Below are 25,640 nucleotides of genomic sequence, written 5' to 3'. Positions count from 1 at the left end.
CGGCGAAGCGGACCCTCTTCGAGATAACTCAAAACCTGCGCTTCCTCTACACCGAACACGCCACAGGCCCCGCGCTCAACTTCTGGCACCGTAGAGGTCCTCACGGAGGCGAGCTGCCATCACCTCGTCTCGGCATCGGGGGCAGTGGTGGACGGGACGAGCAGGCCCGAGGGAGCCGCGGTCATGTTGGGGTAGGGCAGGTCGACGAAGCTCTTCGGCGTGAGGCCGTGGTCGCGGAACAGTTCGAGGTATAGCCGCCAGGCCATCGCGTTCTTGGTGCGCTGCTCGATGTTCGGGATCTGGTCGATCGCTTTGAGCATCACCTCGTACATCTCTGACGCCGTGACCGGCTTCGTGGCCGGCCGGCCCGCCCTGCGCTGGTCCATCGCCCAGTTCTGCCAGTATCGGTCGAACGCGGCGTGCGTCGCGCGGTCCAGGAGCACAGTGTCCGCTCTGTCGCGGCTATAGCCGGGCACCTTGCGCATGAACGAGGTGGGCGCGAGATGCGCGGACTGCACGTCCTTCCCGGAAACGCCGTAGCCGCGGCGCGCGGCCGGGGCCGCCCGATGCGGTTGGGTGGCGAGGTCCACCGTCCCCGGTTTGCCGGGCGGCCCGGTCAGCCCCGCTGCGCGGGCGTCGCGTACCGCGGTGGCGACGTCGACCGGGCCGGCCTTGGTGGAGGCCGGATCCAACTGCAGCTCCTCGCTGATCTCCTCCCAGATCTCGGGGCCCTTCGACGGTTTGCTCGGCGTGGGGCCGGGCGTGCTCCCGCCGCTACCACCGCTACCACCACTCGACGCCGGGCCCTCGCTCACGCCCGGCCCGCCAGGAACCGGCGGGGTGATCACGGCGAGCGAGGCCAGCCGTTGCATCGCCGACGCGGTTTTCGGCACCACCGCGGCCGCGGCGACAGGCATCCGCACGAGTCCCGCCTCGGTCACCGCATCGACGTACCCGGTCGGCGGCGGGCCCTCGTAGGGACGACCGCCACCGGTGCCGGGGCCGCGCCCGCTGACGCTGCGGCCCATCACCCTGCTCAGCAACACCATCAGGAGGGCGAAGCCTCCCTCGATGATCGCCTGCGACAGTGCCTCGCCCGCCACGCGCAGGTCCTGATCGGTGGTGGCTTTCGCCGCCGCGAGGAACCGTCCGAAGTTCGCGGCCACCCGCAACACCGTCATTCCCGCGAAGAACACGCTGACCGTGAGGGTCGCAAGGGCGATGCCGTCGGCGACCCAACCCGCCGGGGACCACTGGGCGGCGATGTAGAGCACAGCGAAGGCCCCCATGATGCCCAGGGACTGGGGGGTGAAAAGGGCCTTCACCTGAGCCCACGCGTCCGGGGCGAGATGCGGCTCGGCGTAGCCCGCGGCCTTGAGCAGTTTGCGCACGACGCTCATCGCAGCCACATCAGGCTCGACCTGGGCCTGCGGTGCCTGGGTATCCCGAAGGCCGGGCGGTGCCGCGTCGAGGGCTTCGATGTCGTGTACGAGTTGGTTGTCCGGGCTCGGATCGAGCCGCGCCGAGGCCGACCGGAGGTGGCCGCGGGTTGCGGGGTCCAATGCTTCCAGCTCGGCGCGCTGGTCGGCTGCGCTCATCTTGGTCAGCGCGCGGACCGCGTTTGCCCAGTTCCGTTTCGCCACCGCGTCGCTGAACCGGACCGCGAGATCGGCGGCGGGCTCGGGGGCGATCTGCCTACGTAGCACCGGGGGCCCACTCGCGGCGCCGACCAGGCCGGTCTGCCCGGCGGCGACCGAGTCGGCCTCGCGCTCCGCGTGGTCGTCCTGCCCGCCGATCCGGATCGGTCCCGGGGCCGGCGTGGCGTGCCGGTGCTGTGCCACGTGGGTCAGTTCATGGGCCAGCAGGCGGTCGCCCGCGCTCGTGCCCGGCGCGTACTGACCGGCGGCGAAGACGATGTCGTTGCCCACGGTGTACGCGTCCGCGCCGACCGCGCGGGCTGATTCGGCCGCGCGCCCGCCGGTATGCACACGCACCTGGCTGAAGTCCCGGCCGAACCGGGGCGCGAGCGCGGCATGGGAGGAGTCCTCCAGCGGCGCACCGGGCGAACCGAGCACCTCGCCAACGATCTGCGGTGCCCGGACCGGCACCTGGTGTGAGACGGAGGCAGCGGAGCTGGGGCCCGAACCTGCCGCCGCCCGGTTGTCGAATTGACGGGTCACCCGAACCCCCCGGGAACGTTCTCGGCTATGCGCCGGATGTCGTAGGAACGGTGTAACCGAGCGCCGTCACCGCCGCGTCACCAGGACCTGAACGTATCCATCGAATCGGGACGTGCTCAGTATCAGATCCAGAGGAGGAGTTACCCGGCAGCCACACGTCCAGGTTGCTGGCAGACGGTTCTGCGTCCCCTCCGGGGCACGTATTCCCCGGCGAGCTCGCCGGTCTCGGTCACGCCGTGGTCACGCGCCTGGGAGGGGACGCAGGTGGGCGTGGTCGCCGAACTGGGAACCGAGTGCATGACCGCGCTGGATGTAGAGGTGGTGACGCCGATCGGTAGTGGCAGGACCGACGATGGCCAGGCACATGGGCCGCTGCCTGTGCCTGCTTTCCGGTGGTGGCCGCATCACGGCCGCCACCGGAAAGCACATTCACGACAGGATTAAGGCATTATCAGACACAGCCTAGGGCCGGTACTCGTAGGCGCCCGCGTCGACTGCGGTACCCGCGTACACCGCGTTGCCGTCGACGTCCTTGTCGGCGTACTTGGCCACACCGAGATCGATCGCCGGACTGCCCGCCTTGAGGACCAGGTTGGCCGAAGACGAGAAGCGCGGGTCGGCCACCTTGTCCGTCGCGGACGGCGTGAACTGCCGCTGACCACCGTAGAACACGTTGTGGTCGGTGTTCGTGAAACCGGTGTCGGCGTATCCGACCTTCTTCGCGGCGTAAATGACGTTCTGGGTCAGCTTGAGCGTCTGGTTCGTGCAACCGCCGTAACAGACCCAGCCCTCCGAATCCGCATTTCCCAGCCGGACCGAGTTGTTGCGGAACACCGTCCCCAGAACCGGCCCGTTTCCGTCCTGAGCGCCACGGGTCACGATCCCGCCACGCGTCTTCTCCCCGAAGATCGCGTTGTATTCATAGACATTCCCGGTCATGACTCCGTCCGGGTCGTCGCCGCTCGTACCCAGTTCCGTGAACGATTCGTTGTCGTCGGAAATGTTGTGGTGGATGATGTTGTCGGAGCCCCAGAAAACCTCCACGGCTGCGCCGTCGAGGCCATAGTCGTAGCTGGTCGCGATCGAGCCGCTGATCCGGTTCCAGCCGACGTCGGAGTGGTTGCCCTGCAACAGAACCCCGAACGCGCCCGAATCGTCGTTGCCGCCCGGCGTGTTGACGGTCATGTGGTTGTTGTCGACGAGGTCGTTCTGCGTGACCTCGGTGAAGTCGGCGGCCGGCGCGATGTAGACGCCCGCGCCCGCACCGGTGATCAGGTTCGACAGCACCTTGTCGTGGTCGCCGGTCACCTCCACACCGGCCCACTTGCAGCGTCCGGCGTCCGCCGCGACGCCGACCTGCAAATCCTGCACCCAGACGTAGTCACCGGGCAGCTTGACGCACGCCTCGTCGTTGCCCTGCACGATCGGCCGCGCGCCGTCGCCGTACGCGCCGATCGCGATCGGGGCGGACGCGCTCCCCGAGCCGGTCACCGTCAGCCCGCCGCTCCAGGTCCGGCCGCGGCGCAGCAGCACCGTGTCACCGGGCTTGAGGGTGACTCCCGAGACCTTCGCCAGTGTCTTCCACGGCGTGGACTGCGAGGTGCCGCTCGCGCTGTCGCTGCCGAGGGCCTGGTCGACGTAGTAGGTGGTGGTGGTGGCCGCTTCCGCGCCAGCCACCGCGAGTCCGGAGACGATCATCGCGGTCAAGGCGCCGAGGGAGAAAAGTTTCCACATGCCGCGCGACCGTACGAGCGACCCGTACACAGGCCGTACAAAACCCTCAGGCCGCGAGCCCGCAGACCGACACCGGCGTTCGGGACCTGTCCCGCAGTGTGTCCGTACGGTGCCGAAGATGCGGGTACTGCGCGCGGTCTTCCTGGCCGCCGGGACCGTGGTTGTCCTGATTTTCCTGCTCGTGGTGGGAGTGGGGCTCGTCCAGCACTTCAGCCAGCCCACCGAGCAAGAGGTCGTCGCGCGTCACGCGGCCCAGTTCGCCGCGCTCCGCGACGACCTGCGGGGGCTCGCTGCGCTCCTGCCACCGGTCGGCCAGATCCGCGTGACAAGCTGTGCCGGTCCCTCACCGGGCGGCAAGCCTTTTGTCTACGACAAGGCCGATCCTCGCGGTAACACCATCGAACTGGTGATGCTCAGCGACCTGGCGGCCCCCGGTAATGCCCGGCGAGGTGAGGAGCTGGTGGACTCGCCCCTGCTCAACCTGATCGCCGGCAAGAACCCGGACGCCGACGACTTCGCCGACAAGCGAAGAGTCCAGGTCATCGACGCGATGGCGGAGATCCGTTACGTCGGGGTGGTCCGTGTCTCGGCACTGAGGCCGGGAGTGGCGACAGGCTCCCTGGTCTTCACACCCGGGGCCATGGAGGTCGAGGCCATCATCGTCGCTCTCCAGCCACGCGCGGTCGTCTGTACCGTCCTCGCCAAGGCCACCAACAGCGGCCACCTGAGCTACGTCACCGGACGCCGGGACCTTGACGCCGCAGCGCAGGAGAAAGTCGACCTTGACCTCCGGGCGAACGCGATACAGCAGCTGGAAGGCGGACTCAACGCTCTGGGGCAGGGCACGTTCACCAACCTGACGTGGCGACCACGCCGGTGGCACCGAGCTGGGCGAGTTCGCCCCGGCCACCGAAAGACAGATCGCAAGTGGCCACGACAGACACCGGGATGCACCGCCACCCGCGGGCGGGCGAAAGCCGCGCCCACGACCCGCTGTCGATTATATGTACCACAGTACACATAACATGGTACAGCTGTACACAAAGTACGCTGGGCGGGCAACACCCACTACCCCGGCAGGGAGAGACCAAGGAAAGCCGACCCCGTCACCGGTGGCGCCGCCGTCGCACGGCGTGCATCCGCACGCCCGCGAGAAGCACGAGAGCGACGGCCCCGAAGAAGACCGCCATCGCCACCTGACCACGCGCGAGGTTTCCCGCACAACCGACGCACAACGCGAACGTCATCGGTGCCCACATCAGAAACTCCTTTGATACCAGCAACTACGTGTCCTGACCGGCGGAAGAAACCCGCAGCGTCAGTTCCCTGAACCGGACCCGGCCGCCGCGGCATCGAGGTAATGCCGGTAGATCCCGACGGGGTCGTCCAGGCGCCGGGCGAGCTCGTAGCGCGCTCCACGGAGCGGGTCCACATCCCATGAACCGATGTCCGAGTGGAGATCGACGTCGTGCGGCATCAACGCACCGTCGTCCCCATGGCTCCCGCGTACGATCACGCGGTCACGCTGTGCGGCCCCATCCGCGACGATCAACAATCACCGGCGCAAATTTACGCGACCCCGACGAACGGGTGGGCGTTCCTGACGCCGCCCATACGCGATGTGCCCCGCCCCACAACAAAGCAAGAGCTGATCACCTGATCGCGTCCTTCGACGGCCGTAGCCTGTTTCCCGGATTTCTCCACCGATCACCTCTGACGGGGCGCCTGTCCCCACGTTCACACTGGAGCCGTGGCGGACGCATGATCAAGGACGATCGTGCGTCCGCCCGAGTTGCTCGCGGGAGGACACCATGATCGCTTCGGCCACACCGATCTCCGGGGCCAGGTGAGCCGGCGGTGACGGAAACCATCCGGATCGTGCGCGCCGTCCTGGTCGCCGCGAACGCTCCGCTCGGGCAGGCCGCTATTGGCCCTGCTCCCCCTTCCGCACGACCTCCACCCGGTACTGTGGCCGCCTCACCCGTCCACCCCTTAGCGCCTCGCGATCACGGCCGCCATGATCGCGGACTTCGTTCTCATGACCGTGCTGTTCTTCGACGGCAGTGCGGAATCTCAGCGCTTCAGCTGGTCCTGCAGGTCGCTGGTGAAACTGGCGAGCCGGGTGTAGATCCCGGGATGCTCCCGCTCTCCGCAGCCGGCACCGCCGGAGACGATGCCGATGACAACGCCGTCGACCAGGAGCGGACCGCCGGAGTCTCCTTGGCACGCGTCCTTGCCACCGTGGGGATCGCCCGCGCACAGCTTGACCCGCCGGTCGTAGTCGCCATAGGCCGCGGCACAGTCCTGATCGGCCATGACGGACACCGTGACCCCGTTGAGCGTGGTCGCCGGCGCACCGCTCGCGCTCACCCGTCCCCATCCGACCACGGTCGCCTGAGTACCCGCCGCGTAGCGCCCCTCGTCTCCAGGGCCCGCGAACTTCGCCGGCCGGTACCGCAACTGCCCGTCGAGCCGCAGCACGGCGATATCGTTGCTCTGGTGCGCATTCTCGTAGCCGGGGTGCACCCAGCTCCTGCGAACCCCGACATCGACGCCGTCACTGTCGCCCGGATGCTGACGTCCGGCGACGACCCGCATGCCGTCCGCACTCGCCGCCGCGGCACAGTGCCCGGCGGTGAGGACGGCGTCGGGGGCGACCAGCACGCCGCCGCACCGCCCCTGCGCCGAATTCACCATGACCGCGAACGGATAGCCGGTGACCGGCACCTCCCGGCCGCCGATGATCGCGTGCGCCGTGTCCACGGGAAACACCAGCACCACCGCAGCCGCGGCGACCGATACCACCCTGACCTTGCGCATCCGCGCAGCCCGCATCCGCACTTTCCCTTCCGTTCAGTCTTACGGTCCCTCGCGGCGACAACCAGAAGATTCCACCCGGCATGGCCGCACGCGCCGGAGCGTAGTCACGCCGATCACCACACACGAGGAAAGTCGCACGATCGTGTAGGCCCGCCGGCCAAGCGGCCCGGGTGACGGCTGGTGCGGGCTCTCGCGCTGGCCGGTGCCGTCGTGAATGGTCCATTGTGGACGCCTACCGCGGTGCGGCAAGGAACCCGCGCGATCGCGGTACTAACCTTGGCGGAGCTGGGTCAGGGTGTGCTCGACATTGCGGCGAGTGGCCTGTGCGGCGCCGTCCGGATCGCCGGCCTCGATCGCGGCGACGAGGTCGTGGTGGGCCCGGTGGTGATCGGTCGTGCTTTCTTCGCCGGTGTCCAGCGTGGTGAGACTGGTGGCCACCGCGCGCAGGGCGTCCAGGAAGGAGTCGAACACCTCGGTCAGCACCGGGTTGTGGGCCGCCACCACGACAGCCCGGTGGAAGGCGACGTCGGCGTCGAGCAGTTCGGGCAATGAGCCGGCCCGGTCGCGGGCCGCCAGCGCCTTGCGGAGCGCCTTGAGGTCGGCGGTGGTGCGGCGGGCCGCGGCCAGGCTGCCCGCCTCGACCTCCAGTGCGACGCGGACTTCGTACACGTCGATCACCGCGGCCCTGCGCAACCTGCGGTCCAAATCGGACAGTGGGGTCGCGGAGGCGACGTAGGTACCCGAGCCCTGCTGAGAGTACAACTGGCCGGCGGAGATCAGGGCGCGGACGGCCTCCCTCGCGGTGGACCGCCCGACCCCGAGCAGTTTGCTCAGTTCGATCTCGTTGGGCAGCTTGGCACCGACCGGCCACTCGCCCTCGCCGATCAGCCGGCGTAGTTCGGCCGTCGCCGCGTCGACCAGTGAGGTTCGCTGTACCGCCCGGACCGTCATGTCGTGTTCCTCTCCCCTGTCGAAGGCCTGGTCGAGTCGGCGGACCACGGCGTACGCCAGGACAATGTATCAGGTCACCAGCTCCTCAGAGGGCTTCTCGGACGCCTGAGCGGGCAGGACGCGATCGCGCAGCCGGGTACCGAACAGCACGGCGGCACCGAACACCACGAGCACCACACCGAGTGTGAACCGCAGGCCCTCGGCGTCGGCGAGCCAGCCGAACAGCGGTGAGCTCAGCCCGCCGACCGACATGGCAAGGCCGAGGGTCAAGCCGCTGGCGGTACCGGGACGAGAGGGCAGGTAGTCCTGAGCGAGGGTCACCTGATTGGCGAACGGCAGGAACATGGCCAGACCGAACAGCACGGCGCTGAGTTCCAGTACGAGAGGGTTCGGGCTGACCACCACCCCGGCCAGCGCCGGGATGCCCAGCAGGTACCCGGCCCTGATCGGCACCAGGCGGCCGAGCCGATCACCCAGCCATCCGCCGAGCACGGTCCCGGCGGCGCCGGCCAGCGTGAACGAGGTCAGGGTGACCGCCGCGGCCGTGGCCGAGGTGTGCAATTCGCGAAGCGCGTACAACGACAACAGCGAACTGACCGTCACATAAGGGATCGACCAGCCGACGGTCGCCGCGACCAGCCTGCCGAAGGCCCGCCAGTCATCCGGTATGTCCACAGTGGAATCCCTGGCCGCGCTTCCGCTGGTGACCAGAGCGGGGACATTGCGACGATTGAGCAGCCACAGCAACGCCATCACCACGGCCGGGACCGCCAGCAGGGAGGTGCCCGACAGACCGAACGATCCGACGATCACGGTGACCAGTGCGGGGGCGAGTGAGCTGCCCAGCGTGCCGCCCACCGAGAACAGGCTCATCGCCTGCTGCGACCGGCCGCCCGCCGCGCGAGCCTGGTTGGTGGCGGGTGGATGGTAGGCGGCCACGCCGATTCCCGCCACGGCAACACAGATCCACGTGAGCAGGTAGCCGTCCGCGAAGCCTGCGCCGGCGATCCCGGCGGCGGCCACGAGGAAACCCAGGGGTGCCAGCCAGTTGCGCGGGGACCGGTCCACGATCATCCCGAACACCGGCTGCACCACACTCGACAAACCCGTCGCGGCCAAGGCGATTCCGGACACCGCCGCGTAGCTGTAGTGACGCTCGCTCATCATGAACGGCAGCAACGCCGGCACCGAGCCCTGGTACAGATCGTTGACGACATGAGTCCCGGTCAGGAAACCCAGTTGAGCCTTTCTCATCGCTTCGCCCGCTCCAGTTGTGCCGCAACGGAAATGAGGGTCGTCTCGGCGCCGTGGCGGCCGGTGAGCAGCACGCCGGCGGGCAGCCCGTCCGGCGCCCGGTGCACCGGGACGGTCACCGAGGGCTGGCCGGTGATGTTGGCCAGCGGGGTGAGCGGGTGAAACTCCAGCATGTTCTCGAAGGTCCGCGCGGGGTCGGCATCGACGAGGCCGCCCACCAGCGGCGGCAGTCTGGCCGTGGTGGAGCCGAGGACGACGTCGAACCGGTCGTAGCGGCCGGCGATCCGGCGAGCGGTGGCCTGCAGCGACACCAGCGCGGACATGAAGGTCAGCGCGTCATGGCCCCGGGCCTTCTCCCGCAGCCACCGGGTCAGCGGCAGCAGGTCCTGCTCCCGCTCGGCGGGGACCGGCACCGAGCCGGCGAGCAGTGACCACACGACGGTGAACTCCGCGCGATAGTCGTCGGGGCCCGCCGACGCGGCCTCCGCGACGTCGTGGCCCAGCTCCGCGAGCAGCTCGGCGGTGTCGTCGCAGGCCTGCCGGCACGACGGGTCGTCGCTCCCGGGTCCCCGGATCACGCCGATCCGCAGCCGGTCCGGATCGCGCCGGGCGCTGTCCAGGAAGTGCCCGGCCGGCGTCGGCGGCAGCTGGTGGGCGTCGCCGGGGCGCGCGGTGCTCATGACGTCCAGCAGCAGCGCGGCGTCCGCGACCGTGCGGGCGATCGGGCCGGCGGTGGCCAGCCCGGCCGAGTCCGGGCCGGGCGCCGGGCTCACCCGGCCCCTGGTCGGCTTGATCCCCACCAGTCCGCAGCACGCGGCCGGGATCCGCACCGAGCCGCCCCCGTCACTGCCCTGCGCCGCCGGGGCGAGTCCTGCCGCGACCGAGGCGGCGGCCCCGCCGCTGGATCCGCCGGCGATGCGGGTGAGGTCGTGCGGATTGCGGGCCGGGCCGAACACCGTCTCGGTGTAGGAGGAGCACCCGAACTCGGCCGCGTTGGTCTTGCCCAGCAGCACCATGCCCGCCCGGCGTAGCTGCGTCACCACCGCCGCGTCCACCTCGGCCACCCGGTCGGCGAAGACCTTCGATCCGGCGGTGTACCGCAGGCCCTTCACCGGCCACGTGTCCTTCACCGAGATCGGCACCCCACACAGCGGCGGCAGATCCGGGGTGCCGGACGAGACCAGCGCCTCCGCCTCGCGGGCGGCCGCGAGCGCGCCCTCGTGGTCCACCGTGAGGTAGGCGCCCACCTGGTCGTTGTCGCGTTCGATCCGGCCCAGGTATTCCCCGGCGAGTTCGACCGGGGACACCTCGCGTGCCCGGACCGCGGCCGCCTGCTCCACGAGCGTCAGATCTGCCATCTCAACCCCTCATGTCATCTGAGGACTTGAACGGTAACCGACCACTCAGCGTCAGGCAACCCTTATCGGGCTCCAGTAGGACGTCCTGCTCAGCGCGGCCGGCGGCGAGACCCGGTGCCCGCTTTCGTCCACATTGGACATTTTGGCGAGCAAGTCCCACCGCCCGGCCATCCCCGCAAGCCCCCTGTTCGAATTCGGCGAGGTGACGCCGATTTGGCGGTTCCGGCAAGATCGGCGACGCCCCTACGTTGTGGTTGTCGATCTCGTGGAACGAGAGGAAACCCCGCCATGCCCGCTGCCGCTTCCCGCATCCGCGCCATTTCCGTGGCCGGCGATGACCTGGCCGTGCGAGTCAGCACCGACGAGGACCCCGCCGAGGACGCGCCGATCCTGCTGCCCTCTTTGGGCGAATACCCGGTGTACGGCGACTTTTCCTACGAGTACATGATCGCCGACAAACTCCGGACCGACGCGTACCGAGCGGCGGTGCGCGCACTGGCACCGGGGAAGGTCGTGCTGGACATCGGCACCGGCCAGGACGCGCTCTGGGCGGTGACCGCGGCGAACGCGGGCGCCGCACGGGTTTACGCCATCGAGGTCATTCCCGAGGCGGCCGATCAAGCTCGCCGGACGGTCGAAGCCGCGGGGCTGGCAGGCAAGATCACCATCCTGGACGGCCTGTCCGCCGAGATCGAGCTGCCCGAACGAGTCGATGTGCTGGTCTCGGAGATCATCGGCGCCATCGGCGGTTCCGAGGGCGCGGAGTACGTGCTCGACGACGCACGCCGTCGGTTTCTCAAGCCCGGCGGCGACTCCATCCCGCATCGGTGCGTCACCACCGTCGCCGCGGTCGACACGAGCACCGTGCTCCCGGACGGCGAACTGGCGTTTTCGCCGCTCTTCCTGCCGGATCTGGAGCAGATTTTCGCCAGCGTCGGCCATCCGTTCGATCTGCGGCTCTGCCTGCTCGGGCTGGATCAGGCGGAGTTCCTGTCCCCGCGAGCGGAGGTGGAGGAACTGCGCTTCACCGCCCCGATGGCCGGGAACGGGACCGACCGGGTGGAACTCCCGGTGACCAAGGCGGGCCGGTTGCACGGGCTCGCGCTCGGCATCCGGCTGTGGATCACCGGCGAGGAGGATCAGCCGATCGACTCCCTCGCCCAGCAGACCAGCTGGTGCCCCATCTACGTGCCCCTCTCGCTGGAGGGCATCGCGGTGGCGCGGGGTGACCGGATCACGCTGGAGCTCCGGCGTTCACTCAGTGACGACGGCGTGCACCCGGACTACGAGCTCACCGGCCGGATACTGCGCGCCGGCAGGTCCACTGTGGACATTTCGTGGCACTCCCCGCACCACGGCACCACGTTCCGCGGCTCAGCTCCCTACCGCCTGCTGTTCCCGGCCCAGGACTGAGGTCAAGGCCCTCGACGCCGCGGGACCGCGGTCCGCCGGTGTTCAACGCTCATTGATCACAAATGCATTCTCCGAGGTCATCCAGCCGCTGCCGCCATCCGGTTGGCAGCCATTCGAATGACGACGAGATCTTTTCTCGGCACACTTAGTTGAACCTGGTACCTTTGCCGAAGGAGGGCACATCAGACCGAGGTCGAGGATCCCGTTTACGGCGCACCACAGAAGACGATCTTCGGCGTCCGATCGAGGGGTTTACACCATGCCATACCCGCTCCTTTCGGGAGGGGTAATCATCGGTTATCGTTCCACATCGCGGAACGAGGCGACCGAGCGCCACAGTAGGTGCTACCTCGCATTTCCGGCTTTTCTTTCGAGTGAACGGAAGTGTTTCCGGTCACTCGCGCGTGACCCTGCTTCGCTGGTCACGCACCGGATCCTGCCCCTGAGGGCATGACCACTCGCGGCGCGTTCACCCGCCGCGAACACTCATCGTCGGACAGCCAGGGCACGGGACCGAATCCCTGACGGAGTCCGACGCGCGTTCCGCGCCGGACTCCGTCACCGATTAGACGTATCCCATCAATCGGCACACCTGCGTGCAAGTCCGGATGTGTCCGAAGAATGCATTGTTACGCCACTTGTGCGCCGATGTCGCATGGAGGTATTAGTAGTGTCGCTTCCGACAAGGGCAGGGCTGCTGCACACGGACTCGCACGGGATCCATAGCGTCCCGCTCACGACTGTCGAACAGGACGCCCTGCGCATGGCCATGGCGCTCGAGACCCGGGGAGTCCGGCAGGAGGACGCGGTCCTGCTGATAGCGAACAATTCAGCGGAGTACATTTCCGTCCTTTTCGGGCTCATCCATATCGGCGCGTCCATCGTCCTGGCCGACCCCCGCCAGCAGCCGGACCAGCATCGCAGGCTCGCGGCGTTGACCGGGGCGAGCTGGGCCATCACGGATGCCCTGCCCTCGGCAGGAGAGGCCGACAGCCTCGCCGACAGCGCAACGCCGCTGTTTCTCGGCGAGTTGCGGGCGGAAGCCATCGCCGGACGACCGGACCCGGCGGCGAAGCTGTCCACCGAAGCGTGGCGCGCGCGGGACGACGCGCTCATCACCTGCTCGTCCGGCACCACGGGCGCCCCGAAGGCCGTGGTGCGCTCGGGCAGATCGGTGTGGGACAACGTGGCGGCCACCCGGCGCCTGCTGGCCTACCGGGACACGGACGTCCTGCTCCCGCTGCTGTCGTTTTCCCACCAGTACGGCCTTTCCCTGGTGCTGGCGTGGTGGCTGACCGGCTGCTCACTCGTCGTCGCACCGTACGTGCGGGTGGACCACGCACTGGAGATCATCGCGCAGGCGGGGGTGACCGCCGTCGACACCACACCGTCGACGTACCACAGCCTCCTCGGCGTCCTCGACCGGCGGCCGGGCCTGGCAGGCAGGCTCGGCTCGGTACGCATGTGGTGTGTGGGCGGGGCACCGCTCGGGCCGGCGCTGGCGAACCGGTTTCAGGCCCGGCTCGGAACGCCGCTGCTGGACGGCTACGGGAGCACCGAAGCGGGGAACATCGCCCTGGCCACACCGCGCGACCCACTCGGCTGCGGTCGCCCGTTGCCCGGAGTCGACGTCGAGATCCGCAACGACAACGGGGATCCCGTGGCGCCCGGGGAGATCGGTGAGCTGCGGGTGCGTTCGGCGGGCTTGTTCGAAGGATATCTCGCCGAGGACGGCACTCTCGTCCGCCGGAACGGCGAGTGGTACGTGACGAACGACCTCGGTTATCGGGACGGCGACGGAAATCTGTACGTCCTCGGGCGTAAACATGCCGTGCACCGGCTCGGGTACACGCTGTACCCGGAGGAGCTGGCGCGCAAGGCCGAGGCCTGTGGCCGTGCGGTCGCCGTCGTCGCGCTGGAGGACGACCGGCGCGGCTGCCAGCTCGTCTTCGTCGTGGCCGATCCCGGCCTTCGCGACGCGCGCTACTGGCGCCGATCGCTGGGCGAGCACCTGGCGGAGTACGAGCAGCCCAACCACGTCGTGGTGGTGGAAAGCCTGCCGGTCAACGGAAACGGCAAAGCGGACCGGCTCCGGCTCGAGCGGATCGCCCGCGATTCCGTGCCCGCTCCGTCGTCGCGGGTACGCGCGGGCATGCCCGCCGCCGCGGCGTCGTTCCGGGAACGGGCGGCCCGGCTGGAAGCGCTTCACGCCGCGGTCAGCGCGGACCCCGGCCCCGTACTGGACATCCTCACCGAGATCTCCAACTTCCGGTCCGCCCAGGCGGAAATCGAGGTCGCGCTCGACACCCTGCGGGGCGCGGTCGAGGAGATCGACACCTACCGTCCAGGACCGGTCGCCAGCATGGCGGTGTTCATGCCCTCGAACGTCGTCTTCTACTCCTACGTCCTGCAGTTGCTCGTACCGGCCCTGTTCGCGGGCGAGGTCGGTTTCCGGCCCTCCGGCCAGGTCGCGGAGACCACCCGTCGGCTGCACGAGGTGCTGGCGGACATCCACGGGCTGCCCGTCACCCTGCACCAGCTCAGCCAGCGGCAGTTCGTCGAAGGCCCGGTCGCGCGGGCGGACCTGGTCACGTTCACCGGAACGTACAAGAACGCCGAGCAGGTCAGGGCGGCGCTGCGCGCGGACCAGCTCTTCCTGTACTTCGGGCAGGGGGTGAACCCGTTCATCGTCGGCCCGGACGCCGACCTGGACCTGGCCACCACCGATGCCATCCGCATCCGGCTGCTCAATTCCGGGCAGGACTGTTTCGGCCCGGACGTGTTCTTCGTGCACCAGAGCTGCTTCGACCGGTTCGTCGGCTTGCTGACCAAGCGGGTCGACGAACTGCGGTTCGGCCAGTACACCGATCCCGACGCGGACTACGGCCCGATGTACTACGACAGTGCGCTGGGCGCGGCGGCGGAGTACCTCCAGACACACGGCGACCACATCGTGTCCGGCGGCCGGGTGGACTTCCGCACCCGCCAGGTCCAGCCGACCGTGCTGGCCCGGCCGTTGAGCGCCAAGGCGCCGGTGGAGGACCTGTTCTCCCCGATCTTCAACGTGATGCGCTACGACACGGCCATCCAGCTCCGGGAACGTCTGGGTTCGGCCTTCTTCACCGAGCGCGCGATGGGAGCGATGGTGTACGGCGACGACCCCGGCACGGTGGACCTGCTCGCGGGCAGGCACACCGTGTGCCGCAATGCCACGCTGCTCGACGTCGACAACGGCAACGAGCCGTTCGGCGGTTACGGCATGATCGCCAATTACGTGGCCTACCAAGGAAAACGGATCGCGAAACCGCTGCTGATCTCGAAGGCGGTCGCCGAGCACCTGCAGGGCAGGAAGGTTCCCGCGTGAGCGACGTCGGCGAGCGAATCACGACCCGGTATCCGAATGCCTGGCACGCCGCCACGGACTACCTGCGCCAGCTCGGACTGGAGCTGGTTTTCGGCCTGCCCGCCGACGATCTGGAAGTGCTGCCCGCGGTGGAATCCGCGCGGCTGCGGATCATGCTGTGCCGGGACCAGCGCAACGCCGCGTTCATGGCGACCGGCTACGCGGCGCAGTCCGGGAAGCCGGGGGTCTGCGTCCTCGGCAAGGGCCCCGCGATCACCAACGCGCTGACCGGACTGCTCGAAGCGCGGAGTTCGGCCGTCCCGCTGGTGGTCCTGGCCGCGGGCACCGGCCAGGACCGGCGAGGTTCCGGGGCCTTCCAGGAACTCGACCAGATCGCGGTGACGACGCCGGTGGTGAAGTGGGCCCACCGGGTCGATCATCCCGATCGGGTGATTCCCGCACTGGAGAAGGCGTTCCTCGCCGCGACCGGCGGCGTGCCGGGGCCGGTTTACCTGGAGTTCCCCGATCATCTGCTCCGGCACGAGATCATCCGGGGCAGGCCGTGGTCCGGCCTGCCCCGGACCCCGCGCGGACCGGTCACCGATCCGGTGGACCACGCGGTGGTGGACGCCCTCCTGACCGCTCGCAGGCCGACGGTGCTGGCGGGTGGCGGGATGCGGCACCACAACGCGGACCGGATCGTGGAACGCTTCGCGGAACGGATCGGCGCCCTGCTGATCAGCACGGCGTCGGGCCGCGGCTGTCTCGACGAGAACCACGGGCAGTTCGGCGGTCTCGCCGGGCTGTACGCGCCGTCGGAGACGACCAAGCTGCTGAAGACCACCGACCTCGTCGTCGCACTGGGCAGCCGGCTGGAGGAGACGGCCACCTTCGGCTGGCCGGGCCTGGGGACGACGCTGCCCGTCCTGCAGGTCAACATCGATCCCCTGGACCTGTCCACCGAGTACTGGGGGCCGAAGGTGGCCGGGGACGCGGCCTCGGCGCTGCGCTCGTGGCTCGGCGTGCTGCCCGACGACCACGAGCCCGACCCCGGCTGGCTCGGCGAGATCGGCCGCTGCCGGGAGACGCTCCGGCACGATCGGCGGGAAACCCTCGCGCTCATGGGAAAGTCCGACGACCTCCATGTCGCCGAGGTACTGGCCGCGATCGAGAAGGTCGTGCCGCCGGAGCGGATCCTGGTGCAGGAGAACGGGTTGCAGGACATGTGGTCGTACCACTACCCCTTCTACACCTGCGCGGCCGAGGGCGGTTCGATCGTTCCCTCGGAACAGACCAGCCTCGGGTTCGGGGTCTCCGCGGCGGCGGGCGTGCGGCTGGCGGCCCCGGACCGGCCGGTGGTGGTCTTCGCCGGTGACGGGGCCTTCGCGATGGGCCACGGCGATCTCGGCACCGTCGTGCGTGAAGGCATCGGCGTGCTCTACGTGGTGCTGCACAACGGCGGCTACGGCTGGCTGCACAACCAACTGGACCGTCACGCGCTCGACGCCACCCGATACCCGTTCGTCTCGAAGGCCGGTGCCGTGCCTCGCGCAGGCGACCTGCCGGGGCTCGACCAGTTCGTGCTCACCCGCAAGGACGAGCTGGAACGAGAACTCGAGCGCGGCCTCCACGCCGGCCGCGCCGGGCGCGTCGCGGTGCTCCACGTGCCGGTACGGCTCGACGACGTGCCGCCGGGCCTGGACGTGCTCGACGGCGACTTCCCGGAAGCGGGTGCCACCGATCAAGGACTGGAGGCCGAGCATGACCGTGGCTGAAGCACGCCGGAACCGGCGACGGGTCGTCATCACGGGGTGGGGAGCCATCACCCCGGTGGGCCTGTCGGCGGAAGAAACCTGGACGGCGTTCCTCGAAGGCCGCAGCGGCGTCGCGAAGATCAGCTCCTTCGACACGACCGGCCTGCTCACGCAGATCGCCGGTGAGGTCAAGGGATTCGACCCGGCGCACTACATGCCGCACAAGATCAGCCGCCGGATGGACGCCTACGCGCAGTACGCGCTGGCCGCGACGGTCCAGGCCGCCGAGGCGGCCAAACTGACGATAACGCCGCACCTCGCGTCCCGGGTGGGAGTGCTCATCGGCTCCGGGTACGGCCCGGTCGGCACGTACTACCGGAACGCCGAACTGCTGCGGGAGAAGGGGCCGCGCGGGGTCAGCCCGTTCTCCGCGGTCACCGGGGCGATGGACAGCGCCACCGGCGAGGTCAGCATGATGTTCGGCGCGACCGGCCCGTCCAGGGCGATCAGCACCGCGTGCGCCACCGGCACCGACGCGATCGGTGAGGCCACCCGGTGGATCCAGCACGGGTACGCCGACATCGTGCTCACCGGCGGCGCGGACTGCTGTGTCACCGCGGTCGACATCGCGGGGAGCATCAACGCGCGGGCCCTGTCCCGGCGCAACGACGAGCCGGAGAAGGCGTCACGTCCCTTCGACGAGGACCGGGACGGCTTCGTCATGAGCGCCGGGGCGGGCGCCCTCGTCCTGGAGGAGGCCACCGGGGCGAGCAACCGCGGCGCGCCCATCCTGGCCGAGGTGATCGGGTACGCCACCACCTCCGACGCCTTCCACTGGACCTCACCACACCCGGAAGGGCTGGGCGCGCGGCGGGCGATGCTGGACGCGCTCGCCGACGCGGGGATCGAACCGTCCGATGTGGACTACATCAACGCGCACGGCACCAGCACCGAACTCAACGACGCGACCGAGGTCCGGGCGATCCGCGAGGTGTTCGGCGACCACGCGGCGGAGATCCCGGTGAGCTCGACGAAGTCCATGACCGGCCACATGATCGGGGCGGCGGGCGCGGTCGAGCTGATCGCGGCGGCCTACGCGATCCGGACCGGGCTCGTCCCGCCCACGATCAACTGCGACCGCCCGCTGGACGCGGAGATGAACTTCGTCGCGCACCGGCCGCAGGAGCGGGACACGCGGATCGCGATGAGCAACTCCTTCGGCTTCGGCGGACACAACGCGGTCCTGCTCATCCGGCGCTGGGAGGAGTGATGCCCGCCGTGCCGGACCAGCGGCATGCCAAGACCCTTGCCGAGATCGCGCCCCTCCTGCGTTGCCCGGCCTGTTCGCGAGGATCCCTTTCGGCTGTTTCGACGGGCGTGCACTGCCTTTCCTGTGACCGGGGGTTCCCCTTGGTCGACGGTGTGCTCGAGATGGCCGATGCGCGACACCTCTCCGACGTCGGCGACAAGCCTTACGAAGGCTGGTGGGCGCGGTTCTACGGGTGGCTGATGAGGCATCCCGCCCGGCAGCGGATGGACGCCGGGCTGCTCGGCCTCGACGTGCCGCGCTACTACACCGAGGTGAACAGCCGCCTCGGCGCGCTGCCGTCCGGGCCGACCCTGGAGGTGCCGTGTGGCAACGCCCCGTTCCTGGATCACCCCGCTTACCACGAGAACGGGCCGTGGATCTTCGTTGATCTGTCCTGGACGCTGCTTCGCCAGCTGACGGACCGGTTGGCCGAGCGAGGACTGGAGCGGCATCTCGCCGTACACGCCGACGCACGGTCGCTTCCGGTACTGGACGGGCGGATGCGCAACGTCGTCTCGTTGTTCGGACTGCACTGCTTTCATGACAAACCCGCGGTGTTCGCGGAGCTTCGCCGCTGCCTCGGCGCCGAGGGCTCTGTCATGGCCAGCACGCTCACGACCGACGGCCACGCGGTATCCCGGTTCTACCACCGGTTCAACCAGTCGGACGGCACCTTCGCCCCGGACAACTCGGTGGCGGACGTGCGGACCGCCGCCGGCGAACAGGGCTTCACGATCGAGGACGAACTGCGGCTCGGCTCCGCATACCTGTTCGGCGCCGGCGTCGCGCGCGAGGCCGGATGAGCGGACGCCTCCCCGAAATTGCCCGAAACGACGGCATCCACCACGACGCGCCCGGTCGATCGCCGGCAGGAGAAAGCAGATGACGGAAACCATCGAAGAAGCGACAGCGCGAGCCGCCGGGATTCTGGTGAAGAACGACTATCTCGTGCTGTCCACAGTGGACGAATCCGGCCCGTGGGCGGCCGTGGTCGCTTATGCCGTGGCGGCGCCCGGTTTCCTGTACTTCGTATCACGGAGGAACTCCCGGCACGCCGACGCGGTGGACCGGGACCCCAGGATCGCCGGCGTCGTCTACGATCCGGCCACCTCGCCGGACGATTCCGACAGTTTCCAGTTCTCCGGAACCTGCGCGGAGGTTTCCGACGAAAGCCTCGTCCGGCTGTTCCTGGAACGGACCGAACACCTCACCGAGGATTCGGTGGACGAAGAACTCGCCGCGTTCCGCGAAGACGAGGATCTCCGGTTGTATCGCATCGCTGTGCACCGGGGCTATGTACTCGACCAGGAAAAATGGATCGAACACGGCGTCGATGCCCGCAAGGAAGTACTGGTCGAAGGAACCTTCGCCAGGGCCGAGGCCGCTTCTCCTGTCCGATCCGTTTGACAGCCCGCCGAAAGGAGGGAAATGACCGCGGCCTACGAAGTGCGCGTTTCCGATCGGCTCGACGTCGACGAGAGTGCCTGGGCCGGGCTCCGGTATCCCGAACCACCGCACACGACGGCCTACCTTTCCGCGATCGCCGCCGCGGACCTGGACTGTGCGTTCCGCTTCTTCACGATGCGCCGGAACGGGATCCTCGTGGCAGCGGCCTACGGGTGCCTGGTCGACTACCCGGTACTCGGCCCGCTCCACGTTCCGGTGTTCGTCGGCGGGTCACCGGTGAATCTGGGGCCGCCGTTCTACTTCGCGTCGGCCGATATCGCCGTCGAAGCGCTGGAGGTGCTGGCCTCGGCGGTGCTCGACGAGGCCGCGGCCATGCGCGCGAAGGTGGTGCTGCTCCGCGACTTCTGGGAACCGGGTCCGGACGAAGTCTGCGGGGATCCCCTGCGCGCGCTGGGTTTTCGCCGGACCACTGTGTTCGCCGACGCCGTGCTCACGGTGGACTGGCCGGATTTCGACGGCTACCTGGCGTCGCTGCCGGCAAAGACCCGGAAAGGCCTTCGCCGGGACGCGCGCCAGGTGGTGGCGGCAGGCTATCGCGTGGAGATCCACCGGGATCCCCTGCCGGCCGACAAACTCGCGACCATGCAACGGTTGTGGAACAACCTGTACGAGAAGTACCGCGACCCCGATCAGATCTTCCTCACCACGGACTACTTCCGCCGGGTCACCGCGCTGCCCGAGACGGTGGTCCTCCTCGCGCACCACGGAGAGACCCTGGTCGGTTTCGATCTGCTGCTGGCACGGCACGGGACGCTGGAATCCACCTACAGCGGACTGGACCACGACCAGGTCGGCAAGGTCTCGCTGCACCGGCACATGGGCCAGCAGATCATCCGGTTCGCGATCTCCGGCGGGTTCCGCACGGTGGACTTCGGGATCTCGAACGAGGCGGCCAAGGCCAGGGTCGGCTGCCGCTTCCGGGTGAGCCGGGGATACCTGCGCCCGTTGTCACGGCTGTGGCGCGGCCTGCGCGTCGACCGGCTCATGTTCCCCGAACCGGATCTGCCCGCCCGGCTCCCCCGGATGCGTGTGACGGCGGACCCGGCGGCTGTCGCCCGGCCGTAGCACCCGGGACGCCGGCCACCTCCCCTGCCGCACACACCCACCCGCACACCAAGGAGAATCCGCGTGACGACATCCGCATCGGCGGCGCTGAAGAACTGGCCGTTCACCGAGTTCCTCGCGGCGGGCGAGGGTCTCGGCCTCACCGACCCGCCCGTGGTGGACGGCCCGGTCGGCCCCACCGTGGTGCGCGACGGCCGCACGCTGGCCAACTTCGCGAGCATCAACTTCCTGAACCTGCAGGAACGCGACGACGTCCGGCAGCACTTCCTGGGCGGCATCACCCGCTACGGCCTGACGACCGGTGGGTCGAGGATGACTCAGGGCATCTGCCGTCCACACCTGGAAATGGAGCGGGAGCTGTGCCGCATCACCGGTAAGGAGCGCGCCATCAGCTTCGCCAGCGGGCTGCTGGCCAACCTCGGCTTCGTCCATGCCATGACACACCACATGAATCTGGGCCAGGGCTGGGAGATCGACAACCAGGACGCGGTGTTCGTGCTGGACCGGGACGCGCATTGGAGCCTGTGGAAAGCCGTCGAGAACCTCACCTACGGACGGCAGCTGTTCGCCTTCCGGCACAACGACCCCGCCGATTTGGGGCGGATCCTGGGTACGCTCGAGGGCAAGAAGACCGTCGTCGTCTTCGAAAGCGTCTACTCCGCCGACGGCACGGTCGCCCCGATCGGCGAGCTGCTCGACCTCTGCGAACAGCACCAGGCACTGAGCTACGTCGACGACGCGAACGGATTCCTGCTTTACGGTGGGGAAAACCGGCCGTTCGCCGCGGAGTTCGACGCTCTGCGCAGAGCAGACTTCGTGATGGTCTCCTTCTCCAAAGCGGTCGGTCTCGAGGGAGGTGCCATCGCCGGGCCCGCCGATCCGCTGCTCGCGTTCGAACTCCTGTCGGGGACCTCCATGTTCACCGCGGCGATGCAGCCACCCACGGCGAGCACCGCGACCCACATCATGCGCCTGCTGCGCACCGACCCTTCGATCGTCGACAGCTATCTCCGCCGCGTCGCGGTGTTTCGCGAGCGGTTGGCCGAAATGGGGTACCCACCGCACCCGACCCCGTCCTACATCATCTCGGTGCCGGCGGGCGACGACACGCTCGCGGTCGAACTCAAAGAGGCGTTCCTGGCACACGGCTACCTCGTCCCCGTCTTCTTCTACCCCGCGGTCCCCCGGAACAAGCCACTGCTCCGGCTGATCCTCAACGCCGGGCACACCGAGGAACAACTGGACGGCTTCCTGCACACCTTCGCCGCACTCGGTGACAAGCTCGGCCTCGGCAGCGGGCGGCCTCCGCGATGAACGGCGTCCTCGCTTCCGGAAACGACCTGGCCGGCAAAGTCGCCCTGGTGACCGGGGCATCGCGAGGCATCGGTGCCCACACCGCGTGCCTCCTCGGCCGCCGGGGCGCGCGGGTCGTGGTGAACTACCGCCACAAGACCCGACGAGCGGGCCGGGTCGTCGACGCGATCACCGCCGAAGGCGGAACGGCGATCGCGATCGGAGCGGATCTGACCGACCCGGCCGCGGTCCACACCCTGTTCGCCAGGATCCGGAGCGACCACGGGCGGTTGGACCTGATGATCCTCAACGCCTCCGGCGGCATGGAACGCGACGCGGATCCCGGCTACGCGGTTCGCCTCAACCGTGACGCGCAACTGCACGTCCTGGACTGCGCTCTGCCGCTGCTGCTCCCCTGTTCCCGGGTCGTGTTCGTCACCAGCCACGAGGCCCATTTCCGCGGCCACGAACCCCCGCCCGATCAGTACGCGCCGGTCGCGCGCAGCAAGCGGGCCGGCGAGGACGCGCTCCGCGCGCGCATTCCGGAACTGGCCGAACGTGACGTCGGCCTGGTGGTGGTCTCCGGCGACATGATCGAAGGAACCGCCACCGCCATGCTGCTCGATCGCGCCCGCCCCGGCACGGTCGAGGCCCGCCGTCGCGAAGCCGGCAGGCTGCCCACGGTCGCCGAGTTCGCCGCGGAGATCCTCACCGCCGCTACCGCCCCGCTCCCGAGCGGGCACACCGTCTACGTCGGAGGCAGCGACTACCTCACCGGGAGCACTTGAAGCCACCGGACGGCACGATTCCGTCGACGGTACCGGGAATCCGGGTGATCAGTGCACGGAGGCGGGTCTGTCGCCGGGGTCCGCCGAAGTCTCCGCGGTGGTGATCCACTTCGGCATGAGGAGGGCGGTGGCCACGGCCACCACGGCGGTCAGTCCGCCGCCGAGAACCGCGGCGAGCCGCAGTGCTTCGGTGAAGCTGCCGGACGCCGCGGCCACCAGCCGGGTACCGGCATCACCGGGCAGTGACGCGGCCTCGGCGGCCGCGGCCGCCATCGACTGCCGCGCCGCGTTCATGGTGTCCGGTCCGACACCGGCCACCGGGCCGAGCCGGTCCGCGTACGCCCCGAGCGCCACGCCGCCGAGCGCCGCGATACCGAGGCCGGTGCCCAGTTCGTAGCTGGTGTCCTCGGTCGCCGCGGCGATTCCCGCCTGGGACGCGGGCGCGGTGGACAGCACCGCGTCGTTGGACGCCGACATCACCATGCCCACTCCGGTGCCGAGCACGACCATCACCGCGGCGAGCGGCCAGTACCCACCGAGGCCCAGTGCGAGCCACGCGCCGAACAGCGCCAGGCACATCAGGACCAGCCCGGTGACGAACACCGCCCGGGTGCCGATCCACCGCAGCACCGGCGCGGTGAGCAGCGCGGCCACGACGCACGCGCCGACCAGCGGCAGCAGGCCGACCCCGGCCCGCAGCGCGCCGAAGCCCAGCACCGACATGAGGTGCTGGGCAAGCAGGAACAGCAGCCCGGACATGCCGAACGTGGCGCTGCCCGCCGCGATCACGCCGACGCTGAAACCGCGGTTGCGGAACAGGTTCGGATCCACCAGCGGATGCGGCGTACGGCGCAGCCACAGCACGAACAGGCCGAGGACCGCCAGGCCGGCCACCACGAACAGCACGGCAGGCCAGGAAAAGCCGTCGTGGCCAAGCTTCTTCACACCGAACACGAGGCTGCCGATACCGGCCATGGACAGTGCCATGCCGATCACGTCCAGCGGGTGGCGCTCCGTGCCGCGTGACTCGGGGATGAACCACACGCCCAGCGCTATCGCCAGGATCATGACCGGAACGTTGATCAGGAACACCACACCCCACCAGAAGTGTTCCAGCAGAAATCCGCCGAGGGTGGGACCGATCGCCGCGCCGGCGCCCATCACCGAGCCGATCACGGCCATCGCCACGACACGCTCGCCGCGCACCGGGAACACGATCCGGGTGATCGACATGGCCGAGGGCATGATCATCGCGGCGCCGGCGGCCTGCGCGAACCGGGCGGCTATCAACGCGTCCGCGGCAGGCGAGAAGGCGGAGGCGGCCGAGGCGAGCCCGAACACCGCGAAACCGGCCAGCAACACCCGCCTGCGCCCGAAACGGTCACCGGCGGCGCCCATGGTGACCAGCAGGCCGGCGAGCGTGAGCGGGTAGAGGTCGTTCATCCACAGCAGTTGCGTGGCACTCGGCCGGAGATCCTCGGTGATCTTGGGAATGGCAAGTTCGAGCACGGTCGCGTCGAGCACCACCAGCAGCAGGCTCACGGCCAGCGCGGCGAGGATGCCCCAGCGGTTCACGATCTTGGTCGCCATCTCTGGCCCCTTCGCGGATCACCTTGCGTCCCACTCTCACTGCTCTTAGCGTGTTTAGTCAAGAGTAAGACCCATCGGCGGATACACTCGGTGATCCGGAAGGGAGCGCGTGCGATGACGGCGGTCGAGGAAGACGCCCTGGCCCAGTTCGTGGAGGACTTCGCCTCCGCGATGGAGTCCACCATGCCGCGGATGGCGGGCCGGATCGTGGCCGCCCTGCACATCGCGGACGAGCCGCACCTGACCGCCACCGAACTGGGCAAGCGGCTGAACGCGAGCTCCGCGTCGATCTCCAACATGACCCGGCTCCTGGAGCGTCAGGGCATCATCGAGCGCTTCGTGAAGCCGGGTATCCGCCGCGATCTGTTCCGGCTCACCCCGATGTCGTCCACGAACGCGATGCAGGACGCGGTCGACTCACTGCTGCACATCGCGAAGATCGCCGAGGGCGCCCTGCGCCTGCCCGAGCTGGCAGGCAGGCCCGCGATCGGACGGCTCACCGAGACACGCGACTTCTACGCGTTCCTGGCCGAGCGGGTGCCCGCGTTGATCGAGGAATTCGAACGCACACGCACCTCGTGAACAGCAAACGAAGGCCTTCACCAGGGCGACGCGGGGAGCGGGAATCCCGCATGCGATGGCCGTGTCATGGCGCACAGAATTCAGACAGCAGGAAGGAACCATGAGAACCACTGTCAAGCGTATGACCATCACCGCGATCCGGCTGATCGTCGCCGGGGACGTGCTGCTGGGCGCGGGGGCCCTCATGGCGATCGCCGAGCCTTCCGGGCCCGGTTTCAATTTCGGTGCGGCCGGCTTCCTTTTCTTCGGTCAGTGCGTGACAGGGGTGGGCCTGCTGCTCGGCGTGGTGACAGCACTGGCGTGGCTGCTGGGGAGCAAAGGCGACCGGCATCCCCCTGCCCAGCTCATGGCCTGGGAAAAGCGCCTCAGGGGCTTGACCGCGGCCGCGGTCGGCCTGATGACCATCGGTGCTGCCGTGCTGTGCGTGGGTCCTCTCTTCGTCCAGGAGGAACCAGGCAGCGGCTTCGACAACGACATCCCGGTCTTCCTGGTCGGCCTCGGCGTTTCTGCTGTCGGCTTGCTGGCAGGGACCCCATCCGCGGTGTACTGGTTGTCGAAGCGGAGCGCCGGTGTCGATCGCTGAGATCGATGATGCCGGCCAGCGCGCCATCGCGCTCGGCGGCAGTCTTCTCCAAGCCGCACGCAAACCCACGGACAACCCTGACGGAGACGAGTTGTTCGCCGTCTACGCCAGCCCTGCCGGACATCCGTTCTGCTTCGGGACACACTGACACAGTTA

At 69.0% G+C, this 25,640-nt stretch carries 22 protein-coding genes; 13 read left to right on the top strand and 9 right to left on the bottom strand.

Translation table 11 applies throughout. From position 1 onward, the window contains the following. Positions 1-119: 119 nt before the first annotated feature. Together ACFWX1_RS09295 and ACFWX1_RS09290 are read right to left on the bottom strand one after the other, a co-directional pair. On the bottom strand, positions 120-2,180 hold the full coding sequence (locus ACFWX1_RS09295; RefSeq protein ID WP_378385528.1) for a DUF4157 domain-containing protein: 2,061 nt from the start codon (positions 2,178-2,180) through the stop codon (positions 120-122). Between the two features lie 462 nt (positions 2,181-2,642). Continuing rightward, complete coding sequence (locus ACFWX1_RS09290; protein ID WP_378385526.1) at positions 2,643-3,914, bottom strand: choice-of-anchor Q domain-containing protein; 1,272 nt, start codon at positions 3,912-3,914, stop codon at positions 2,643-2,645. A 118-nt stretch (positions 3,915-4,032) separates the two neighbouring features. Between ACFWX1_RS09290 and ACFWX1_RS09285 the strand changes: the two genes are divergently transcribed. Then, positions 4,033-4,938: a hypothetical protein gene (locus ACFWX1_RS09285; protein WP_378385524.1), complete on the top strand. Its 906-nt coding sequence runs from the start codon at positions 4,033-4,035 to the stop codon at positions 4,936-4,938. 82 nt (positions 4,939-5,020) lie between these two features. Here the strand turns inward: ACFWX1_RS09285 and ACFWX1_RS09280 are convergent, their stop codons facing one another. The 6 genes from ACFWX1_RS09280 to ACFWX1_RS09255 all read right to left on the bottom strand — a co-directional run bounded on the left by ACFWX1_RS09280 (position 5,021) and on the right by ACFWX1_RS09255 (position 10,297). After that, entirely contained in the window at positions 5,021-5,173 is a 153-nt protein-coding gene (locus tag ACFWX1_RS09280) for a hypothetical protein (RefSeq protein WP_378385522.1), read from the bottom strand. 59 nt (positions 5,174-5,232) lie between these two features. After that, positions 5,233-5,430: a hypothetical protein gene (locus tag ACFWX1_RS09275; RefSeq protein ID WP_378385521.1), complete on the bottom strand. Its 198-nt coding sequence runs from the start codon at positions 5,428-5,430 to the stop codon at positions 5,233-5,235. Positions 5,431-5,987: 557 nt separating this feature from the next. Then, on the bottom strand, positions 5,988-6,749 hold the full coding sequence (locus ACFWX1_RS09270; RefSeq protein ID WP_378385519.1) for a S1 family peptidase: 762 nt from the start codon (positions 6,747-6,749) through the stop codon (positions 5,988-5,990). A 255-nt stretch (positions 6,750-7,004) separates the two neighbouring features. Then, positions 7,005-7,685 carry a FadR/GntR family transcriptional regulator gene (locus ACFWX1_RS09265; protein WP_378385517.1) on the bottom strand — a complete coding sequence of 227 codons (681 nt, stop codon included), beginning with the start codon at positions 7,683-7,685 and terminating at the stop codon, positions 7,005-7,007. 69 nt (positions 7,686-7,754) lie between these two features. Next, positions 7,755-8,939 (bottom strand): MFS transporter, encoded by a 1,185-nt coding sequence (locus tag ACFWX1_RS09260; protein WP_378385515.1) that lies wholly within the window; start codon positions 8,937-8,939, stop codon positions 7,755-7,757. Further along, positions 8,936-10,297 carry an amidase gene (locus tag ACFWX1_RS09255; protein ID WP_378385513.1) on the bottom strand — a complete coding sequence of 454 codons (1,362 nt, stop codon included), beginning with the start codon at positions 10,295-10,297 and terminating at the stop codon, positions 8,936-8,938. The genes ACFWX1_RS09260 and ACFWX1_RS09255 overlap by 4 nt, the downstream gene beginning before the upstream one ends. A gap of 288 nt (positions 10,298-10,585) precedes the next feature. Between ACFWX1_RS09255 and ACFWX1_RS09250 the strand changes: the two genes are divergently transcribed. The 9 genes from ACFWX1_RS09250 (at position 10,586) to ACFWX1_RS09210 (ending at position 22,729) form a co-directional block, all read left to right on the top strand. Then, positions 10,586-11,710: a 50S ribosomal protein L11 methyltransferase gene (locus ACFWX1_RS09250; protein WP_378385511.1), complete on the top strand. Its 1,125-nt coding sequence runs from the start codon at positions 10,586-10,588 to the stop codon at positions 11,708-11,710. Between the two features lie 670 nt (positions 11,711-12,380). Further along, positions 12,381-15,074 carry an aldehyde dehydrogenase family protein gene (locus ACFWX1_RS09245; protein ID WP_378385509.1) on the top strand — a complete coding sequence of 898 codons (2,694 nt, stop codon included), beginning with the start codon at positions 12,381-12,383 and terminating at the stop codon, positions 15,072-15,074. Next, entirely contained in the window at positions 15,071-16,828 is a 1,758-nt protein-coding gene (locus ACFWX1_RS09240) for a thiamine pyrophosphate-binding protein (protein ID WP_378385507.1), read from the top strand. Before ACFWX1_RS09245 ends, ACFWX1_RS09240 begins: the two co-directional genes overlap by 4 nt. Next, positions 16,815-18,077, top strand: coding sequence for a beta-ketoacyl-ACP synthase II (fabF, locus tag ACFWX1_RS09235; RefSeq protein WP_378385505.1), 1,263 nt, complete (start codon positions 16,815-16,817; stop codon positions 18,075-18,077). Before ACFWX1_RS09240 ends, fabF begins: the two co-directional genes overlap by 14 nt. Positions 18,078-18,238: 161 nt before the next feature. Next, on the top strand, positions 18,239-18,919 hold the full coding sequence (locus ACFWX1_RS09230; protein WP_378385503.1) for a class I SAM-dependent methyltransferase: 681 nt from the start codon (positions 18,239-18,241) through the stop codon (positions 18,917-18,919). A 79-nt stretch (positions 18,920-18,998) separates the two neighbouring features. Continuing rightward, complete coding sequence (locus ACFWX1_RS09225) at positions 18,999-19,523, top strand: pyridoxamine 5'-phosphate oxidase family protein (RefSeq protein WP_378385501.1); 525 nt, start codon at positions 18,999-19,001, stop codon at positions 19,521-19,523. Positions 19,524-19,544: 21 nt separating this feature from the next. Then, positions 19,545-20,648 (top strand): GNAT family N-acetyltransferase, encoded by a 1,104-nt coding sequence (locus ACFWX1_RS09220; RefSeq protein WP_378385499.1) that lies wholly within the window; start codon positions 19,545-19,547, stop codon positions 20,646-20,648. 63 nt (positions 20,649-20,711) lie between these two features. Further along, positions 20,712-21,962, top strand: a complete 1,251-nt coding sequence (locus tag ACFWX1_RS09215; protein WP_378385497.1) for an aminotransferase class I/II-fold pyridoxal phosphate-dependent enzyme — start codon at positions 20,712-20,714, stop codon at positions 21,960-21,962. Then, positions 21,959-22,729 (top strand): SDR family oxidoreductase, encoded by a 771-nt coding sequence (locus ACFWX1_RS09210; protein ID WP_378385495.1) that lies wholly within the window; start codon positions 21,959-21,961, stop codon positions 22,727-22,729. The genes ACFWX1_RS09215 and ACFWX1_RS09210 overlap by 4 nt, the downstream gene beginning before the upstream one ends. A gap of 48 nt (positions 22,730-22,777) precedes the next feature. On the opposite strand, the gene ACFWX1_RS09205 is transcribed toward ACFWX1_RS09210, so the two are convergent. Next, on the bottom strand, positions 22,778-24,319 hold the full coding sequence (locus ACFWX1_RS09205; protein ID WP_378385493.1) for an MFS transporter: 1,542 nt from the start codon (positions 24,317-24,319) through the stop codon (positions 22,778-22,780). Positions 24,320-24,433: 114 nt separating this feature from the next. Between ACFWX1_RS09205 and ACFWX1_RS09200 the strand changes: the two genes are divergently transcribed. The 3 genes from ACFWX1_RS09200 to ACFWX1_RS09190 all read left to right on the top strand — a co-directional run bounded on the left by ACFWX1_RS09200 (position 24,434) and on the right by ACFWX1_RS09190 (position 25,632). Next, positions 24,434-24,901 (top strand): GbsR/MarR family transcriptional regulator, encoded by a 468-nt coding sequence (locus tag ACFWX1_RS09200; protein WP_378385491.1) that lies wholly within the window; start codon positions 24,434-24,436, stop codon positions 24,899-24,901. 121 nt (positions 24,902-25,022) lie between these two features. Continuing rightward, entirely contained in the window at positions 25,023-25,484 is a 462-nt protein-coding gene (locus tag ACFWX1_RS09195) for a hypothetical protein (RefSeq protein WP_378385489.1), read from the top strand. Then, complete coding sequence (locus ACFWX1_RS09190) at positions 25,471-25,632, top strand: VOC family protein (protein WP_378385487.1); 162 nt, start codon at positions 25,471-25,473, stop codon at positions 25,630-25,632. The genes ACFWX1_RS09195 and ACFWX1_RS09190 overlap by 14 nt, the downstream gene beginning before the upstream one ends. Positions 25,633-25,640 lie beyond the last annotated feature (8 nt).

The organism is Amycolatopsis sp. NPDC059021 (assembly GCF_042739895.1).
GTDB lineage: Bacteria > Actinomycetota > Actinomycetes > Mycobacteriales > Pseudonocardiaceae > Amycolatopsis.
Note: the sequence above shows the minus strand (reverse complement) of the source record. Positions and strands in the feature narration are given on the sequence as shown.

Excerpts from the sequence above, each read along its gene's own strand:
- ACFWX1_RS09290 (WP_378385526.1), bottom strand. The coding sequence starts at position 3,914 with ATGTGGAAACTTTTCTCCCTCGGCGCCTTGACCGCGATGATCGTCTCC.
- ACFWX1_RS09285 (WP_378385524.1), top strand. The coding sequence starts at position 4,033 with ATGCGGGTACTGCGCGCGGTCTTCCTGGCCGCCGGGACCGTGGTTGTC.
- ACFWX1_RS09280 (WP_378385522.1), bottom strand. The coding sequence starts at position 5,173 with ATGTGGGCACCGATGACGTTCGCGTTGTGCGTCGGTTGTGCGGGAAAC.
- ACFWX1_RS09270 (WP_378385519.1), bottom strand. The coding sequence starts at position 6,749 with ATGCGGGCTGCGCGGATGCGCAAGGTCAGGGTGGTATCGGTCGCCGCG.
- ACFWX1_RS09265 (WP_378385517.1), bottom strand. The coding sequence starts at position 7,685 with ATGACGGTCCGGGCGGTACAGCGAACCTCACTGGTCGACGCGGCGACG.
- ACFWX1_RS09260 (WP_378385515.1), bottom strand. The coding sequence starts at position 8,939 with ATGAGAAAGGCTCAACTGGGTTTCCTGACCGGGACTCATGTCGTCAAC.
- ACFWX1_RS09255 (WP_378385513.1), bottom strand. The coding sequence starts at position 10,297 with ATGGCAGATCTGACGCTCGTGGAGCAGGCGGCCGCGGTCCGGGCACGC.
- ACFWX1_RS09250 (WP_378385511.1), top strand. The coding sequence starts at position 10,586 with ATGCCCGCTGCCGCTTCCCGCATCCGCGCCATTTCCGTGGCCGGCGAT.
- fabF (WP_378385505.1), top strand. The coding sequence starts at position 16,815 with ATGACCGTGGCTGAAGCACGCCGGAACCGGCGACGGGTCGTCATCACG.
- ACFWX1_RS09230 (WP_378385503.1), top strand. The coding sequence starts at position 18,239 with ATGGCCGATGCGCGACACCTCTCCGACGTCGGCGACAAGCCTTACGAA.
- ACFWX1_RS09225 (WP_378385501.1), top strand. The coding sequence starts at position 18,999 with ATGACGGAAACCATCGAAGAAGCGACAGCGCGAGCCGCCGGGATTCTG.
- ACFWX1_RS09220 (WP_378385499.1), top strand. The coding sequence starts at position 19,545 with ATGACCGCGGCCTACGAAGTGCGCGTTTCCGATCGGCTCGACGTCGAC.
- ACFWX1_RS09210 (WP_378385495.1), top strand. The coding sequence starts at position 21,959 with ATGAACGGCGTCCTCGCTTCCGGAAACGACCTGGCCGGCAAAGTCGCC.
- ACFWX1_RS09205 (WP_378385493.1), bottom strand. The coding sequence starts at position 24,319 with ATGGCGACCAAGATCGTGAACCGCTGGGGCATCCTCGCCGCGCTGGCC.
- ACFWX1_RS09200 (WP_378385491.1), top strand. The coding sequence starts at position 24,434 with ATGACGGCGGTCGAGGAAGACGCCCTGGCCCAGTTCGTGGAGGACTTC.
- ACFWX1_RS09195 (WP_378385489.1), top strand. The coding sequence starts at position 25,023 with ATGACCATCACCGCGATCCGGCTGATCGTCGCCGGGGACGTGCTGCTG.